Source organism: Massilibacillus massiliensis, assembly GCF_900086705.1.
Classification (GTDB): Bacteria; Bacillota; Negativicutes; order FLKF01; family FLKF01; genus Massilibacillus; species Massilibacillus massiliensis.
The window spans coordinates 1,099,000-1,115,145 of record NZ_LT575483.1; the positions used below are offsets into that span (position 1 = coordinate 1,099,000).

Below are 16,146 nucleotides of genomic sequence, written 5' to 3' on the forward strand. Positions count from 1 at the left end.
CTTCCGGAAAAACAAATCGTATATAATAAGGAGTGTTTATATGTTCAATATGCGACTGAATCTCAGCCGAAAAAAATACTATTATGCCCTGGCCGCTTTAACGGCAGTCTGCCTACTGGCCGGGTTCATGGCAAAAACACATTTCGCAAAGGCGCCAATAAAATCGGAAAACCTCCCCGTAGTCCGCACCCAGCTGATTCAGTCAGATAATACGGAACAGAGTTACACCTATGCGGGGGAAGTACGCGGTCGCTATGAAAGTCAGTTGGCTTTCCAGGTCGCTGGCAAAATCATGAAACGCAATGTTCAGCTAGGCAGCATAGTCAATGCAGGCGATATGTTGATGCAAATAGATGCCAAAGACATCCAACAGGCTGTAAACAGTAATTCTGCGCAAGTATATTCGGCTCAATCACAGCTTAAACTTGCCGAAAATAATTTAAACCGCTACCGGCAATTACTGAGCGTCGGCGCAATCAGTCATGCCCAATATGACCAGTACGTCAATGCCTATGATGCCGCAACGGCATCGGTGCAGCAGGCGACAGCCCAATATGCACAAGGTACAAATCAACTGGATTACACTGTATTGACTGCGGGACAGGCAGGCGTTGTATCGGCGATCAACGCTGAGGCTGGTCAGGTTGTCAGCGCCGGTCAAACGGTGATTACCATTGTCCAGGACGGAGAGTTGGAGACTGAAATCAACGTCCCAGAAAATCGACTGGAAGAACTAAAAGATGCCGGGCAGCTCCACATTACATTCTGGGCCTTGCCCAACCTGACATTGAACGGTAAAGTGAGGGAAATCTCACCCATGGCTGACCCAACAACGCGTACCTTCAAAGTACGCGTCAGCCTGCTCAATCCGCCGCCATCTATCAAACTGGGTATGACGGCCACCGTTGTCTTAGCTGGCGACTCTGCCCAGCCTGCAGTTTCTATTCCATTGTCTGCACTCTATCAGACTGGTGATACGCCTGCAGTGTGGATTGTAAACGACAATATCCTGACACTGCGCCCTATCCAAACTGGGGCTTTCGGTGATAGCACGGTGCAAGTGCTGGCCGGACTGCAGACCGGTGACCGAATTGTCAGTGCCGGCGTTCATAAATTAGAAGAAGGGCAGCGGGTAAAAATAGCCGGTGATACGCTATGAACCATTTTAACCTTACCGCCTGGTCATTAAAACACAAGCAATTCATTTATTTCTTTATTGCTCTCTTCTTTGTGTCCGGTCTTTTCTCTTACAAAAATGTTGGACGCATGGAAGACCCGGATTTCGCCATTAAACAAATGATTGTCAGCGTTGCCTGGTCAGGAGCCACTGCCAGCCAAATGGAAGAGCAAGTTACGGATAAAATTGAAAAAAAGCTGCAGGACCTGCCTGGACTTGACTATCTGAAAAGTTACTCTACACCGGGACGCACGGTGATTTATATCAATCTCAAAGATCAAGTACCTGCCAAAGAGCTCCGAGGCAGATGGGTGGAAGCTCGCAATATGGTAAATGATATCAAAGGAACCTTGCCGGAGGGCGTTTCAGAGCCCAGCTTCAATGACCGATTTGACGAAGTATATGGTGTAGTCTATACGCTAACAGGAGATGGGTATACCTACGAGGAAATGCGGGAAAAAGCTGAAAAAATCCGTCGTATTTTCTTAAGCGTTCCCAGCGTGAGCAAAGTCCAGCTTTTGGGGATACAAACTGAAAAAATCTACATCGAAATTGAAAATAGCAAATTGGCTCGCTTAGGTCTTAATCCGTCCATAATCACAGCCGCTTTAAAAGAGCAAAATGCCATGGCCGCTGCCGGCATGCTGGAAACAGTATCCGATAATGCTTACTTACGTATTTCAGGAATGTTTGAAAATCTGGAAGACATCCGCACGACGCCCATTCAGGCAGGTGACCGTACCTTCCGCCTGGGAGACATCGCCAAAGTAACGCGCGCCTATGCCGAACCATCTGACCCGAAAATGTTTTATAACGGTCAGCCAGCCGTCGGTATTGCGCTGGCGATGGAACCTGGCGGCAACATTCTGACACTGGGTAAAAATCTTGATAATACGCTCTCCCAAATAAAACAAGAACTGCCGGCCGGGCTGGAAATCAATCAAACAGTCAATCAGCCAAATGTTGTAGAATCCTCCATTGGCGAATTTGTGGAATCTCTGGTCGAAGCGATCATCATTGTCTTGATCGTGAGTTTTGCCAGTCTGGGTATGAGGTCCGGCGTGGTCGTGGCTCTAACCATTCCTTTGGTCATTGCCATTACCTTTACCTTAATGTACTTATCAGGCATCGCCCTACAGAGCATCTCATTGGGAGCACTCATCATTGCACTAGGTTTACTAGTGGATGATGCCATCATTGCCACTGAAATGACGATCGTCAAACTAGAGCAAGGTTGGAGCCGCTTCGACGCTGCATGTTTTTCCTATACATCTACCGCCTATCCTCGTTTGACTGGTGCATTAATAACCTGCGCAGGCTTTATTCCCATCGGTTTTTCCAAAGGGCTTGCCGCCGAGTTTTGCGTCGATCTCTTTTGGGTTATCTTCTTCGCCCTCCTTGCTTCTTGGCTGGTAGCCGGAGCAGTCACACCTTTGCTCGGCTACCAGTTTATTAAAATAAACGCGAACCAGCAGGCAACCAGTGAAGGGCATGCACCTCATGACCTTTATGACACACCGTTTTATCGGCGATTTAAACGCTTGCTGCTGTGGTGCATGTGTCATCGAAAAGCCGTATTAACAGCTACTGCGGCCACATTTATCGGCTCTATCTTTCTCCTTGGATTTGTCAAACAGGAATTTTTTCCTCCTTCAAGTCGTCCAGAACTCATCATCCAGCTCAAATTACAGGAAGGTGCTTCCCTGACCAACACTGAAGAAGTGGCCCGTCAGTTTGCGAAAGAGTTAGACGGCGACCCGAATATTTCCTATTATACCTATCATGTAGGAGAAGGAGCGCCCCGCTTTGTGCTTAGCTTTGAACCAACCTTTAATAAATCAAATTTCGCCGAATTCATTGTAGTCACCAAGGATGTACAAGCCCGTAATGCACTGGCCGAAAAAGCAGAGCAATTATTAAACACCGAATTTACTGGTGTTCGGAGACATATCAAATTATTATTCACCGGAACGGGACCCGATTACCCTGTGATGTTGCGGGTAAAAGGCCCTGACCATGAAAAAGTTCGTGAAATCGCTGAACAAATTCGTACTGTTATGACCGCTCATTCGGCTACACAAAACGTAAACCTTAACTGGAATGAGAAAAGTAAAGTGATGCACTTGGAGGTTGATCAGGCAAAGGCAAAAGCGCTCGGGCTCAGTTCCCATGAATTGGCCACATCGCTCCAGACCCAGTTGTCCGGAGCACCGATTACCGAATTTCGTGAACATGATAGAACCGTCCGCATGGTTCTCCGGTTTGCAGAAACAGACCGTAATAACCCAGAGCGGATAAAAGATCTCAACATCCATATCGGCAACGGCAAATATGTCCCGCTTGACCAAATCGCCACCATTCGTTATGACGCCGAAGAAGGCTTAATTTACCGGCGCGACTTGTTACCCATGATTCTAGTACAGGCAGAATTGAAGCCCATGTCTAAGCTAACCGGCTCGGACGTGACCAAGCAAGTTTACGGCAGCCTCCAAGAACTCAGAAGCAGTCTGCCAGCCGGCTATTCTATTGAATTTGACGGTGCAACGGAACGCAGCATTAAAAGCAGTAAGTTCCTAGCAGAACCCATCCCGGCCATGATGCTGATCATTATGATCCTGCTCATGACGCAGTTGCAAAGTACACCGAAAATGCTGTTAACCCTCTTAACAGCACCACTTGGAATTATCGGTGTATCCATCAGCCTCCTGCTCACCGGGAGTCCAATGGGATTTGTCGTCCAATTAGGAATTCTGGCCTTGTTCGGTATTATTATGCGCAATACCGTTATATTGATGGACCAGATTGAACAACATCTGGTGGCCGGCGACTCGGTATGGGACGCTATTGTGTCAGCAACGATCAGCCGTTTCCGCCCTATTATGTTAACAGCTGCCGCGGCTATACTAGGCATGATTCCGCTGGTACCCAGTACTTTGTGGGGCTCCATGGCAATTGCCATCGCCGGCGGGTTACTGGGAGCAACGATTTTAACCTTACTGGTGCTGCCAGTTATGTACGCTGCCTGGTACAAAGCACAACCATCTGATGATATAAAAAACAATTCTTTAAATGCTTCTAAAAAATCAACTTAAAACAGCAGAATCATAAATTAAATACCTCGAATTTTTTCGCTATTTTCATATAGCCTAAAGATTCGAGGTATTTGTCTGTTAATATCTGTTTTTTAATAGCACTATGTTTATGCCCAAATTTATATTTTAGATTTACTTGTTTACAATAACTGGACTACATTGTTGCCAATTTATGATAAAGACAACAAAAAAGGATCTACGAAATATATCGTAAACCCTTGAAATATCTATGGTGACCCTGGCAGGAGTCGAACCTGCGACCTTTTGATTCGTAGTCAAACACTCTATCCAGCTGAGCTACAGAGTCATGTAATAAAATGGTGGGCCCACCTGGGATCGAACCAGGGACCGACCGGTTATGAGCCGGTTGCTCTACCGCTGAGCTATAGGCCCATTTTGGAGCGGAAAACGAGATTCGAACTCGCGACCCCCGCCTTGGCAAGGCGATGCTCTACCACTGAGCTATTTCCGCATTTAGTTTCTGCTATCTCTAGCGACATTTATATATTTTACATGTTTTTTCGTCTTTTGTCAATTATTTATCCGTAAGCAAGCTTTCATCTACCTATAAAAAAGATAGATTTCATTTTCAATGATGAAATCTATCTCAAAATAACAAAATCTCGTTCCACTTATAAACTAATATGAATATAGATTGCAGGTTGGTGAGAAGTTCACAGATGCGTGCTTCTCACCAACCTGCCAACGGATCCTGTCTACAGTTTGTTTACAATGTGCTATCTATGCTCAATTGCAGTTTCCCGGCAGCGACGTTTTTTAATTTGATACCAAAACATAGGAATCACAAGCATTGGAACCCCAGCATATAAGGTTGATCTTAAATCATCTGTAAAAGCAATAACAAGCAGACAAATCACCTGAACCCAAATTCCGAATAAAGTTACATATGGGAAAAATGGTGTTTTATATTTTAAAGTATGTTCTAACTTCTGTGCAATTAATTGCTTACGAAAATTGTATTGACTCCAACAGATAGAAATCCATGCCATCGCGCCTGTAAAACCGGAAACTGCGAGTAAATAGGTATATGCCGTAGCACTTGCATCCAAAGTATAGAGTGCAATAATGATCCAACATCCCAATACAGACACGATAATTGAATTTTGCGGCATACCATTTTTATTTAGAGCCCCCAGCCATTTGGGTGCCATGTCCATTTTTGCTAATGCATGAAGTGCACGGCCACTGCCATATAAGCCAGAGTTAGAACAAGAGATCGCCGCTGTCAGTACAACAAAAGCAAATAAATCTCCCGCCCAGCCAAAGCCATAGTCATTCAGCGCTACGGCAAACACGCTTTCTTCTAAAGATGCTCTGTCCCAAGGCAGAATAGATACCAATAAAAAAATCGGTATAATATATAATGCGATAATGCGCCAAGTAACATTTCGTACTGCAATCGGTATACTTTTTTCTGGTTCTTTACATTCGCCTGCAGCAAGCCCAATAATTTCTGACCCTTGGAAATTGACTAATATAATAACCATGGTTAAAACAATTGCCCAATATCCATTGGGGGCGAAACCACCGCTGCCTAATAACACGCTAGTACCGATCGCACCTTGTTCGCCAATCAATCCCAAGCAAATCAAGCTACTGACACATACAAACATAATCAACGCTACAATTTTGATAATCGCTAACCAAAATTCACTTTCGCCAAACTTTTCTACGTGAAAAAGATTGATCATCGTCACGATTAAACCAAATAGAACCGCCCACCAAACTTGACTAACCTCTGGAATAAATTTATTCATAATAATTCCTGCAGCAATCATCTCTGATGGCACATATGCAATCCAATTCAACCAATATGCCCATCCCACACCACACGCCCAAGTCGATGATATGTGATCTCTCGCATAGGTAACAAACGAACCTGATATCGGCTTTGCGACTGCTAATTCTGCTAAGCAGAGCATGACACATAGCACGATAAGTCCTCCTAGTAAATACGCTAATATCGCTGCTGGACCAGCTTTTTCCAATACATATCCAGTGCCTAAAAAGTATCCGCTACCAATAATTCCTCCAAGAGAAATCAGCTGCAAGTGTCTATTTTTTAGCCCTCTGTTCATTGACGGTTCTTTCATGACCTTCTTAACACACCCTTTCGATATTTTATAAGTATATACAGGATACTACAAATTATCTAAGATTGCTATAAAAATTTTTCAACAAAATCTTTTGTTAAAAAATTGCTAAATTTATGAATAAAAACTCTTACAAACACTGACGTTTTCATGTATAATTTCATAGTAGCAAATCATATTTTAAGGACAAATCTATATGAATTATAAAACAATCTTAGGATATGCCGAAGCAGAATACGAAATTAGCAAATCTCGCTTTTTAACTTTTATAGAACGCGTCAATACAGAAGCTGAGGCTAACCAATTTATCAACAAAATTAAAAAACTGCACTGGGAAGCACGGCATAATTGCTCCGCTTACATTATTGGCGAACAGGGACAACTGCAAAAAGCTGATGATGATGGTGAACCAAGCGGTACCGCAGGTAAACCAATCCTAGAAGTGCTGAAAAAAAATGATGTAAAAGATATCGTAGTCGTAGTGACCCGCTACTTTGGTGGCATTAAACTAGGTGCCGGTGGTTTAATCCGCGCTTATGGAAAAGCTGCTACACTTGGACTTTCTGCAGCACAAATCGTTGAGAAGCAGCAATATGTACGCATTGCTGTGGATATTGATTATACACTGCTTGGTACAGTCGAAAATAATTTACGTCTTCATGACTATATTGTAGATGAAAAAATATTTACTGATAAAGTACGTATTTTAGTATTTGTAAAAAAGGGGCTGGAAACAGATTTTATGCAGGCAATTATGAATTGGACATCGTCTAATTGTACACTAACAACGCTAGATACATTATATTTAGAAATTCCTATTGATAAAATACAAGATTAACAGTAAATCTTTTAGTGTCGTTCAATGCTATGCAAAATATAATGAAAAGGTGCAAATATCGTGTTAAATATCAATTTTAAGAAATCATTTTTAACAAATTATACTTTCTCTAACCTGCCGCTTTTATTGATTAGTACATATTTCATTTGTTGCATTGCTATCATTACCCTTCCTAGAATAAATTTACCGTTCCTCTCATTACCTGAGGCAATGGTTACACTTTATCAAATTTTTATCCTGCTTGCTTTAACAACAAGTTTTATCTATTTGCCAATTAAATTATTAACGAAAAAGTTAAACCTGTTACAAGAAAATTGTAAGGACAGTACAAATGCCTTACGTCTGGCAAATTTAAAATTAAACGCCTCTAGTGCAAAATATTCTAATGAAATCGCGCGATACAAAGCCGAAGAAAGCCATTACCAGAAGGAAGTCGCTTTTCTTTCAAGCCATGATCCCTTAACCAAATTACCAAACCGTAAATTGTTTACTCATAAATTAAAAGCTTACCTCCAGACAGATTCGGCAAAGGACAAGCTAACGGCTGTCATTTTTATTGATTTAGTTGGTTTTAAAATGATTAATAGTACTTTGGGACATGATTTTGCTGATCATTTACTAATTCGAGTTGCCGAGTGCCTAAAAGAACAAATTCAAGATTCTGATCATCTCTGTCGGTTGAACGGTGACGATTTTATCATTGTTTTACCAAATATTCAATCTTTAGATATGATAACCAATAAAGTAACAAAAATGATCGGATTGATTCAAAAATCATGGACTATAAATGATAAAACATTCAAATTAAATGCGAATGCCGGAATTGCGATATGTCCTGATGATGCCAAAGATACAAATACCTTGATTAAAATGGCAGAGATTGCCATGCAACGTGCCCGTGAACAAGATGTAGGCCGATATCAGTATTATATGAATGAAATGGAGCTCAATATCGCCAAACGTTTAGAAATCGAAAACGACTTACAAATAGCTTTGCTCCACGATCAGTTTGAATTATATTATCAACCTCAAGTAGATGTAAATGGAATTATCGTCGGCGTAGAAGCATTAATTCGCTGGAATCATCCACGAAAAGGGCGCATTTCACCAGCTGATTTTATACCAATAGCCGAAGACTGCGGCGCGATCATCCCCATTGGTAAATGGGTGATCAAGACCGCTTGCAAGCATAATAAGTGTTGGCAAGATATGGGGCTTCCGCCAATCTCGGTATCAATTAATTTATCAGCCAAGCAGTTCCAACAGGAAGATCTAAAAGATCTCATTTTTGAATGTTTAGCCGAATCTCAATTAAATCCTGAATGGTTAACCGTTGAGATTACAGAAACGGCAGCGATGAATGATGCAAACTATACAATGCAGGTCTTACAGGACTTGAAAAATAAAGGAATTAAAATATCTTTAGATGATTTCGGCATGGGCTATTCTTCTTTTATTTATTTAAAACGCTTTCCTGTTGACATGCTAAAAATTGATCGTTCTTTCATCAGTGATATTGGCGATAATTCTGATGGTGCTCACATTGCAAAAGCGATTTTAGGTCTGGGTAAAAATCTTAAATTAGAAGTCGTCGCCGAAGGCGTAGAAACCATTGACCAACTAAAATTCCTACGCAATGAAAACTGTTCCCATATCCAAGGCTATTTATTTGGCAAACCAGTTCCCTATGAAGAAATCACCGCCAGATTCAAGACACAAGCAATTTATCGTTTTCAACACATACTAAAAACCGCTAAACATTTTGTTTAGCGGTTTTTCTTATTGTAGATAAACTATGGACAGATAGGCAGCGGGTCGGCGAGCAGCACTCATCTGCGTCGTTACAGCAAGGTGCTGCTCGTCGACGTACAGAAGTACGACTCCTTCACAACCCCTTACTGTGCCTAGCATCTGAACACTTCTCACCAACCGGCAACCTATCTTCGTACTAGTTTATAAGTGGTACGAACATCTTGCTATCGCACTAAAAGTGTGATAGTTTTTCTTTGCGCCCCTGGCCTTTTCCGGGAAAAAACGTTCCGAAGGACACCTATCTGTCCACAGTATCACCTACGCCTTAAATTGTGCATAAAGCGCTTTATATTCATCTGTCTGTTCAATCAATTCATAAATATAAACATGTACCCCATTTGGATCATCTACAACAAAACTGCGTTCTCCCCATGGTTTATCCTGCAAGTCCTGATAAATTAAGACACCGTTATCTTGTAACCGTTTATATTCTGATTCTACATGATCCACTTCAAAGGATAAAATTAACCCTCTGCCGCTAAAAAATTCGCCTTCTTCTCTTTGTGGCAAGGTAAAACTAATGCCGGCATCCTTCTTTGGCGTTACCAGCTCAACATACCAATCACTCTCATATGCCAATTGAAAACCAAAATTATTCATATAGAATTCTTTTGATTCTTGAAGTTTTTCAGTACTAAATGTTGTATCTATACGCTTTATCTTCATATAAGTTCACTCCTAACCTTATTCAACAGCGTTTATTATTTACTTCGATATCTTTATATAAATACCTGCTATTCATTCCCATATTTGAAACGCGTTTTAACCGCGCCACAATATTTGATACACGCTGAATAACCAAAAACAAAACGTATGCATTACTTCTAGAAATATCATTACCATGCAGTTTAGAAGTATGCATACGTTTTGTTTGCCTTTTATTTTTGTTTTATATCAACTTCAAAATTTTCTTTTAAATAATTGCCAATCGCTTCACCAATGATCTTCTTGCCTTCTACATCAGGATGCAATCCATCTACCGCAAGTCTGCGCGGAAGCCATCCAATATCATCAGTAAGCGGGCCTGTAATATCTACATGATACCGCTGCTCTTTAATCCAGGCATTTACTTGCTGCTGCTCCATTCGCCAATTAGGTGCAACATTAATATTTGATACTTCTTTCATTGCTTGTGGATTAATAGGCGCTATCGTAACAAATACTGGTGTAATATTATTATATAAGCACTTATATTTTATCCGATTTAATCCAGTAATCACCTGTGTTGCTTTATCACCTAATCGAATGTTATTAATGCCACCGAATACAACAAGAATTTTAGGGTGAAACGGTAGCACATCATCGTTAAACCGATTTACCATATTTTCAACGGTATTACCGCTTAATCCCAAATTCCGTATTGGAACAGCTGCATAGGTCTCCCAATCGTACATAACATCACTCGGCGGAGTTGATACTGCGCCCCCACCATGTGTAATACTATCGCCAAGCGCTGCAACAGTCGCTCCATCATGCTGCACGCTAAAACGATCTGGGTCCGACCATTCTCCTACTGTCTGCCGCTCAGAATTTCTTGCTCTGACTCTCCACCAGTATGTACCTTCTTGCCGATAGGGCCTGTCATCATAATAATCATAGGAAGTTTGCCCTGAGAGAGAGTCAATTTTAATTAAAGTATCGGGTGTATACGGATTGTTATCTGCGTCATAGAACACTTGCAAATCATAATTCGTTGCTCTCAAAACTGGTATCCAAGAATACACCGGATAAAGCTTTGCATAGGAAAGTTTACTAAACTGTGTCGTTACCTTAGGTCGAATTGGATTAATTTCCTGCTGAAGCAGAAGCCTAGGCTCTGTAAATTGCGACATTGGCCGGCCGTTAATATCCATTCCTCTGACCTTCCAATAGAAATGATTCTGTTCAACATTAAAAATTGAAACATCGAGTTCATAGCCTGTCGTAAAAATATTTCTTTTCGTCGTTACAATATGTCTGCTTTCTTCTGATTTTCCATTCGTAACAACAAGTTCATACATCACGGCATTCGGTATCGAATCCCAGCTAATTCGAATCTTTTGAGGTGAATTTAAATTTGCAGCTTCTGCCGGAGAAGCGATAAGGAAACCGATTGAAAGCAGCATAAAAAGCAAAGATACGTGAATCGTTTTGAGAAAAAATTTCATCATTCAATAAAACCCCTATAAAAAAATAAACTGGGTTTTTAAACCCAGTTTACATTATACTACAAATTTTTAATTAACGGGTAATGATTCTTCCTAAACGCGTATCAGAAAAATAATTCCAGGTCCATTTTAATACAACTGTTACGTTGGTATGGAAACCCGCCAGACGGATTAGATGTACGAGCATCCAAGCAAACCAAGCCATAAAGCCGTCCATTTTCATACTGCCTTTACACATAACGGCATCACCACGACCAATTGTTGCCATGCTGCCAACATCTTCATAATGGAAGCCTTTCATTGCGCCGCTGCCCTTGATCGTACTCATAATATTATCAACACAAACAACAGCTTGTTGTGTTGCAACAGGTGCGATAGTTGCTAGAGGACGTCCATCTTGCAGAAAATGTGCCATATCGCCAATTGCATAAACTTCTGGGTGATTTGGCAACTGCAAATGTTCATTTACAATTACACGACCGGCTCTATCCATTTCTACGCCTAATTTAGCTGCAACCGGAACTGCCTTAACACCTGCCGCCCAAATTACAGTTTTCGTTGGAATTACTTCACCGCTTTTAAAAGTCAAAGCTTCGCCGTCATAATCCATAACTTGTGTTTCTAAACGAACATCGACTTTTTTCTTGCGTAGGGTTTTAACCGTTACTTCACGAAGACTTTCTGGCATCATTGGCAATACTTTGTCTGTTGCTTCAATTAACTTAACATCTACTTCGCTAAAGTCAAGATTGTGATATTCTTTTGACATTACACTATACATCAATTCTGCGATTGAGCCTGCTTCTTCAACGCCAGTTGGGCCACCGCCAACACAAACAAATGTTAATAATTGTTTACGTTTTTCTGGATCTTCTTCACGTGAAGCCGCTTCGACCATACCTAAAATATGATTGCGAATCGTCACGGATTCTTCTAATGTTTTCATCCCGAAAGAATTTTCTTCAACAGATTTCATGCCGAAGTAATTTGTTGTTGCACCAGCAGCCATTACCAAGTAGTCATATTGTATATTACCGTTAGAAGTAATCACTGTTTTATTTTCTAGATCGAAATCTGTAACCTCGCCCATATAAAAATTGATATTTTTATGTTTGCGGAAAAAAGCTCTGATTGGATATGCAATTTCATCTGTTGCTAAACATGCTGTAGATACTTGATACAATAATGGCTGAAACAAATGAAAATTATGTTTATCTACTACAGTTACATCCACATTCTTATCCGCTAAAGTCTGCGCAACCTTAACACCGCCAAATCCAGCGCCAACAATTACTACGTGAGGTCTCTTTACACTATTTTCACTCATGTTATCCTTCATCTCCCAAAATATAATATAAAACGATAAGCAATAAATCCAAACGTTTGTAACAGATTCTTCTTCTAAAACTACAGCATTATAAATTATTTCATTTTTCAATCAATTATATTTATTATTTCATTCTATGACTGAAAATATTGCAATTATGTTTAAATAAACACGCTGTAACTAAAATATTTCATTTTTCAGAAAAAAATACCTATTCAAACTTTTTAAATGATTCAATCACCGAGTTATCTATATAAATGTGATAATTGAATATGTGAATTTATTAACTATTCCCCTTTGATAAGCCCCTTTTGTTCATTACATTTTCTATTATATAAGAAAGTTACAAAAATAACAATCCCTTTTTGTGATTTTTTTAACTTTCTTTAGAACCAAAAAAAGGACGGAAAAAGACCGTCCTTTCTAGTATCGTTTTCGTTTTACCGATGATAAAAATCCTAGTTGTTCTCTATATTTCATGACAGTTCGTCTTGAAATTGTCATATTTTCTGCTTTTAATAACTCACTAATTTGTTGATCACTTAAGGGTTTTTTAGAGTCTTCCTGTTCAATAAAAGCTTTAATTTTTGCTTTTACTTGCCCCGCAACCAATTCTTCTCCATTTACACTTAAGTTTGCATTGAAAAAGCTTTTCAAGCTCATTACGCCATGCGGTGTTTCTACATACTTATTCGCTACACTTCTGCTGACGGTTGATTCATGCACTTCAATGCGATCCGCTACGGTTTTCATCACCATCGGCTTGATAAATTTAGGGCCTCTATCAAAAAACTCTCTTTGCAGTTCCACAATTTCGTGTACCACATTATATAAAGTATTCCGGCGTTGTTCAATACTTTTAATCAGCCATGCCGCTGAATTGACTCTTCCTTCAATATACTTTTTGGTTTCCTGATCGAAATTACTCGCATTCTTGTAAATATTGCTAATATTTAGTCTTGGAATTCCGTAATCATTCACTAAGACAATATATGCATCATCAATTTTTCTCACCACAACATCGGGGACAATATAATCTGCCTGATCTGAACTATAAGCCAGTCCCGGCTTTGGATTTAAGCTGCGAATCATGTCTACAGCAAGTTGGATATCGCTTGGCAGACAGCCGAGCTGATCCGCAATATTTTTATATTGCGAATGCGCGATCTGATCTAAATAATGCTCTAGAATTGCTGCAACGAGTCCATGGTAAATCCCCTGCTGCTTTGCTTGAATTGTTAAACATTCTCGCAGATTACGCGCGCCAACGCCCGCGGGCTCGAAAGTCTGAATAACCGTCAGCACCTGTTCAATGCGCTGCTGACTTTCATTCATCGCTTTAGAGATTTCCTCGATTGTACAAGTCAGATATCCTTTATCATTCATAGACCCAATGATATATTTTGCAATCTCATTTTCTTTCACATGAGAAAATGTCAGATTAACCTGTTCCTCTAATACTTCTTCTAGGGTTGGTTTAATTACGGCTACAGCTTCAAAGCTTTGTTTCGTTTCATCCCGCACTACACTGCTCGTGGCTGCAGTCTCATCGCCAAGATAATTTGCAAGTGCACGAATGTCATCAAAACTGAATTGATCTGTAAGTTTTTCCGTTGTTTCGTTGTCTAGATGGGTTTCATCCATTTCAAGCGCCGGATTCTCTAAATATTCATGATCAATTAACGCCCTTAAATCCTGCGCTGATAGTTGTAATATACGAATCGCTTGTTGGAGTTGTGCAGTCATGGCCAATTTTTGACCAAGCTGCAAGCTTAAATTTTGCTCCATAAAGAACGCTCCTCACTAAACCTAAATTGCTGCCGCGATCGCTGCGCCTACGCCGGAACCTTGATTTTCCAAAACCAGCTGTACTTTTTGCGCATCTTGTCCAAGAATTTCATAGATAGCTTGTTGCATAGCCTCTTTATAGTATGGCATCTTTTCAAACAATGAACCGTCAATTGCAATCGTATGATGATTTAAAAATTCATCTCCATCTATATGCCATATAATTGCAACATAAGAAGCGGCAATCAGACGCGCCGATCGAATGACGATGGTTTCTGCAATCGCTTTTATCCATACACAGATTTTCTCATCTAAGTCAAGGAAGATTTTTTCCTTCATTAACTTAGAAACTGCACCCAAATTTTGGCTTTGATCTGAAAGAATGATCGATAAATCAGCCCCGTCGAATGGATTTTCTTTTTCCTGCACTGTAAGCACCTCACCAATTGCAGTGAAAAATAAATCCCCTAGATATTTTCCCGAAACCATCTTCTCCAGCCGCTGTTGTCCTGGTTTGTCACTTCGTTCATCAATCATCCTATCATATTTGTTTGGCACGAGTTTATCAAAATTACCGCTTTCTAAATTCAGAATCATCCTTGCCTTTCCGTAACCACGATAAGATTCTAAATAGGCGGTATTATGACCAGTCCCGCAAATAGAGCCGATATCAGTATGATCATACCGATATGCTGCTGCAAGTAAAGTAGCTACCGTATCATTTATAACAGCAACAGGCTTGATATTGTTTATGCCGCGTCTTTTCAGCGCAGCCGCCAGTAAATCATTTACGATTTTTCCTTCTACACCCTGGACAGCAAATTCCTTTGTCCACGTAATCAATGCAGCATTGTTTAAATCAGTCTGTACGGATGGAAAGGAAAAAGTATGCCCTAGTAAATAGTCCTTGTCTGATTCTGCAACCTCCAAAATTAAACACGCAATAAAATCAAACAGCGCTTCAGCAGAAGTTTGCGCAGAGATATAATTATACTCTTTTGTGACAAGTTGTTTTGCAGCTTTTTTTACAATATTTACTTTTCCATCGCCAAGTAACTCAATTAACAAAGCACGAATATTGGTTCCGCCAAAATCGAGTGCAATAAAAAAACCTTTTTCATCACGAGTCGGTAATTGTAAATAAGATTTTAGCATTTTAAAAGAAGATACATCTTTTTCCTCTAAGCCTAAGACAATATCTCGTCTAAAAGCTGCAGCAATCTGATCTAGTTCTTCTTTTTTCACAGTAAATGCATCTATAATATCCTGAAAATTCTTGTTATTCAAAATAATAGTCATCTCCTACTTTTACTTTACCAATACTCATATTGTAGCACAAAAAAAACAAAGCATAAACTAGTTAATTTATGCAATCATAAAATCGGTTAATAAATAAGGCTAAAAACTGTGTTCATGGTTGGCAGCAGTTTTTAGCCTTGTTCTTTACAATTATCTTTTTGCCGGTAAAACTTCTAACCAATACCCATCTGGATCGGAAATAAAATAAATACCCATTTCTTTATTTTCGTAGCAAATGCAGCCCATTTCCTCATGCAATTTATATGCAGCAGCAAAATCTTCTACACTGAAAGCAAGATGAATTTCGTTTTCCCCCAAATTATAAGGTTCCTTGCGTCCTTTAATTTCGGTCAGCTCTAGTTGATGCGGCGTAATTCCATCGCCAAGATATACTAAGGTAAACTCGGGTCTCTCCAATCGACGTACTTCCTCAAGATCTAATGCTTGTTTATAAAACGCTAAACTTCTTTTCAAGTCTAATACATTTAAGTTGTTATGCAAAAATTTAAATTTCATTATGTTCACTCCTCATAGATTCAGTTCTCAAAGAAA

General features: G+C 40.0%; 11 protein-coding genes and 3 tRNA genes. 4 read left to right on the forward strand and 10 right to left on the reverse strand.

Annotated features, from left to right (window positions below; genetic code table 11):
* Positions 1-40 precede the first annotated feature (40 nt).
* Both BN6559_RS05620 and BN6559_RS05625 read left to right on the forward strand, forming a co-directional pair.
* The gene (locus BN6559_RS05620; protein ID WP_110953807.1) at positions 41-1,159 is read left to right on the forward strand and encodes an efflux RND transporter periplasmic adaptor subunit; all 1,119 of its coding nucleotides are present in this window, start codon (positions 41-43) and stop codon (positions 1,157-1,159) included.
* Positions 1,156-4,269, forward strand: a complete 3,114-nt coding sequence (locus tag BN6559_RS05625) for an efflux RND transporter permease subunit (protein WP_110953808.1) — start codon at positions 1,156-1,158, stop codon at positions 4,267-4,269. The genes BN6559_RS05620 and BN6559_RS05625 overlap by 4 nt, the downstream gene beginning before the upstream one ends.
* Positions 4,270-4,499: 230 nt before the next feature.
* Here BN6559_RS05625 and BN6559_RS05635 read toward each other — a convergent pair.
* From BN6559_RS05635 to BN6559_RS05650, 4 genes are all read right to left on the reverse strand, one after another.
* Positions 4,500-4,576 (reverse strand) — tRNA-Arg (locus BN6559_RS05635).
* A gap of 11 nt (positions 4,577-4,587) precedes the next feature.
* Positions 4,588-4,662 (reverse strand) — tRNA-Ile (locus BN6559_RS05640).
* A gap of 4 nt (positions 4,663-4,666) precedes the next feature.
* A tRNA-Gly gene (locus tag BN6559_RS05645) sits at positions 4,667-4,741 on the reverse strand.
* 265 nt (positions 4,742-5,006) lie between these two features.
* A complete protein-coding gene (locus BN6559_RS05650) occupies positions 5,007-6,383 on the reverse strand; it encodes an amino acid permease (protein WP_199883774.1) in 1,377 nt (458 codons plus the stop codon).
* Positions 6,384-6,579: 196 nt separating this feature from the next.
* Here BN6559_RS05650 and BN6559_RS05655 point away from each other — a divergent pair, with 196 nt between their 5' ends.
* Entirely contained in the window at positions 6,580-7,221 is a 642-nt protein-coding gene (locus BN6559_RS05655) for a YigZ family protein (RefSeq protein WP_199883775.1), read from the forward strand.
* A 60-nt stretch (positions 7,222-7,281) separates the two neighbouring features.
* On the forward strand, positions 7,282-8,991 hold the full coding sequence (locus BN6559_RS05660; RefSeq protein ID WP_110953810.1) for a putative bifunctional diguanylate cyclase/phosphodiesterase: 1,710 nt from the start codon (positions 7,282-7,284) through the stop codon (positions 8,989-8,991).
* 300 nt (positions 8,992-9,291) lie between these two features.
* On the opposite strand, the gene BN6559_RS05665 is transcribed toward BN6559_RS05660, so the two are convergent.
* The 6 genes from BN6559_RS05665 to BN6559_RS05690 form a co-directional block, all read right to left on the reverse strand.
* On the reverse strand, positions 9,292-9,699 hold the full coding sequence (locus tag BN6559_RS05665; RefSeq protein WP_110953811.1) for a VOC family protein: 408 nt from the start codon (positions 9,697-9,699) through the stop codon (positions 9,292-9,294).
* 212 nt (positions 9,700-9,911) lie between these two features.
* Positions 9,912-11,183 carry an SGNH/GDSL hydrolase family protein gene (locus BN6559_RS05670; RefSeq protein WP_110953812.1) on the reverse strand — a complete coding sequence of 424 codons (1,272 nt, stop codon included), beginning with the start codon at positions 11,181-11,183 and terminating at the stop codon, positions 9,912-9,914.
* Positions 11,184-11,253: 70 nt separating this feature from the next.
* On the reverse strand, positions 11,254-12,507 hold the full coding sequence (locus tag BN6559_RS05675; protein ID WP_199883776.1) for an NAD(P)/FAD-dependent oxidoreductase: 1,254 nt from the start codon (positions 12,505-12,507) through the stop codon (positions 11,254-11,256).
* 423 nt (positions 12,508-12,930) lie between these two features.
* Entirely contained in the window at positions 12,931-14,295 is a 1,365-nt protein-coding gene (rpoN, locus tag BN6559_RS05680; RefSeq protein ID WP_110953813.1) for an RNA polymerase factor sigma-54, read from the reverse strand.
* A 21-nt stretch (positions 14,296-14,316) separates the two neighbouring features.
* Positions 14,317-15,582 (reverse strand): hexokinase family protein, encoded by a 1,266-nt coding sequence (locus BN6559_RS05685; RefSeq protein ID WP_110953814.1) that lies wholly within the window; start codon positions 15,580-15,582, stop codon positions 14,317-14,319.
* A 162-nt stretch (positions 15,583-15,744) separates the two neighbouring features.
* Positions 15,745-16,110: a VOC family protein gene (locus tag BN6559_RS05690; RefSeq protein ID WP_110953815.1), complete on the reverse strand. Its 366-nt coding sequence runs from the start codon at positions 16,108-16,110 to the stop codon at positions 15,745-15,747.
* Between the last annotated feature and the right edge of the window lie 36 nt (positions 16,111-16,146).

Excerpts from the sequence above, each read along its gene's own strand:
- BN6559_RS05620 (WP_110953807.1), top strand. The coding sequence starts at position 41 with ATGTTCAATATGCGACTGAATCTCAGCCGAAAAAAATACTATTATGCC.
- BN6559_RS05625 (WP_110953808.1), top strand. The coding sequence starts at position 1,156 with ATGAACCATTTTAACCTTACCGCCTGGTCATTAAAACACAAGCAATTC.
- BN6559_RS05650 (WP_199883774.1), bottom strand. The coding sequence starts at position 6,383 with ATGAAAGAACCGTCAATGAACAGAGGGCTAAAAAATAGACACTTGCAG.
- BN6559_RS05655 (WP_199883775.1), top strand. The coding sequence starts at position 6,580 with ATGAATTATAAAACAATCTTAGGATATGCCGAAGCAGAATACGAAATT.
- BN6559_RS05665 (WP_110953811.1), bottom strand. The coding sequence starts at position 9,699 with ATGAAGATAAAGCGTATAGATACAACATTTAGTACTGAAAAACTTCAA.
- BN6559_RS05670 (WP_110953812.1), bottom strand. The coding sequence starts at position 11,183 with ATGATGAAATTTTTTCTCAAAACGATTCACGTATCTTTGCTTTTTATG.
- BN6559_RS05675 (WP_199883776.1), bottom strand. The coding sequence starts at position 12,507 with ATGAGTGAAAATAGTGTAAAGAGACCTCACGTAGTAATTGTTGGCGCT.
- rpoN (WP_110953813.1), bottom strand. The coding sequence starts at position 14,295 with ATGGAGCAAAATTTAAGCTTGCAGCTTGGTCAAAAATTGGCCATGACT.
- BN6559_RS05690 (WP_110953815.1), bottom strand. The coding sequence starts at position 16,110 with ATGAAATTTAAATTTTTGCATAACAACTTAAATGTATTAGACTTGAAA.